This is a genomic window from Okeania sp. SIO2B9, assembly GCF_010672505.1.
Classification (GTDB): domain Bacteria; phylum Cyanobacteriota; class Cyanobacteriia; order Cyanobacteriales; family Microcoleaceae; genus Okeania; species Okeania hirsuta.
The window spans coordinates 1-1,267 of the sequence record NZ_JAAHGK010001692.1; the positions used below are offsets into that span (position 1 = coordinate 1).

2 protein-coding genes are annotated in these 1,267 nt (G+C 33.9%); both read left to right on the forward strand.

Annotation, left to right across the window (positions count from 1 at the left end):
* A partial coding sequence (locus F6K13_RS33745; protein ID WP_287290016.1) for an IS200/IS605 family accessory protein TnpB-related protein occupies positions 1-815 on the forward strand: 815 nt, incomplete at its 5' end.
* Between the two features lie 148 nt (positions 816-963).
* Positions 964-1,212 carry a hypothetical protein gene (locus F6K13_RS33750; protein WP_287244505.1) on the forward strand — a complete coding sequence of 83 codons (249 nt, stop codon included), beginning with the start codon at positions 964-966 and terminating at the stop codon, positions 1,210-1,212.
* Positions 1,213-1,267: the final 55 nt, after the last annotated feature.

A 1,267-nucleotide genomic window follows, 5' to 3' on the forward strand; every position in this document is an offset into this window, starting at 1 on the left:
GCAGATATAGAGCAACAGATTTAGATTATGCCATAAATAATTTAAAACCAATCACAATTCAAGTTTTTCGCAGGGAGTATAAACAGGATAATTGGTATGTACATCTTTCTACTTATGTACCAGAAATACCAGTAGTTCATATAAGAAAAAATGGTTGTATAGGTATTGACTTTAATGCTGATTCAATTTCAGTTACTTATGTGAAGTGGGATGGTAACATTGAATATTTAGAAGAAATCCCGTATAAATGGAAAAATCAAACAACAGGACAACGGCAAGCATCCATGAGAAATATTGTTTGCCAAGTTGTGAAATTAGCAGAATTTTTTGAATGTGCTATTGCTATTGAGTCTCTGGATTTTACCAAGAAAAAATCCAAGATGAGCGAGGAAGGTAAAGTTTATAATGAGATGCTTTCCAATTTTTCTACGGGAATGTTTAGGGAAGCTATATTGTCACGTTGTAGAAGATTTGGAGTTGAATTAATTAAAGTAAATCCAGCTTTTACCAGTGTAATTGGAATGATTAATTATATGGCTAAGTATGGCCTGAATAGTGGCACTGCTGCAGCTTTAGTAATTGGCCGTAGAGCGTTAAAATTATCAGAAAAAATACCACAGTGTTTGTTGAGACCAGAGGATGTCAACAAACATGATTGGAGTCATTGGAGGCGAGTTGCTAGTTTTATTAAACTACATCGTATCCAGAGGACTCAACTTTTTCAGTGGAGGAAAGCCCTTGAGGGAATCCTAACCCATAGTTTATGGGCAGAACATCAACTTTCTGTGCAAGTACACATTGAAACGGGTGAGTAATCAAATCATTTGCAGTCACCGATGGCAAATGTATAGCTTTGTCTAGTTTTCAAGAAGGTGGACATACTAATACTGGAAAAACTATGACCCAGACTTTAATGAAGCAAGAAATAGGAGAAATAGATGATAGAGCGAACTATAGAGGAACTTGGTAAAATTCAATGTATTTGCATTAATGTCATTTGGGCGCTTTCACAGCATGGGTTTGGTGTTGGGAAAGAAGGTAACTCTATCAAAGTTACTATATTTATTGAACATTAACTATTGTCCAACAGTTGAAGAAAAAATCATAAGTACTAGAGAAGCATCTTTTTTATTAGGTATGTTTCGTCAACGTTTATTAGTTTTATTAGCTCAAGGAAGAGTCAAAGGATCTCAAAAAAATGGTAGATTCTAGAATTTCATTTAGTATTGTTCTTAAGTAAAATTAATTATCAAAATTGCCTTTTTAT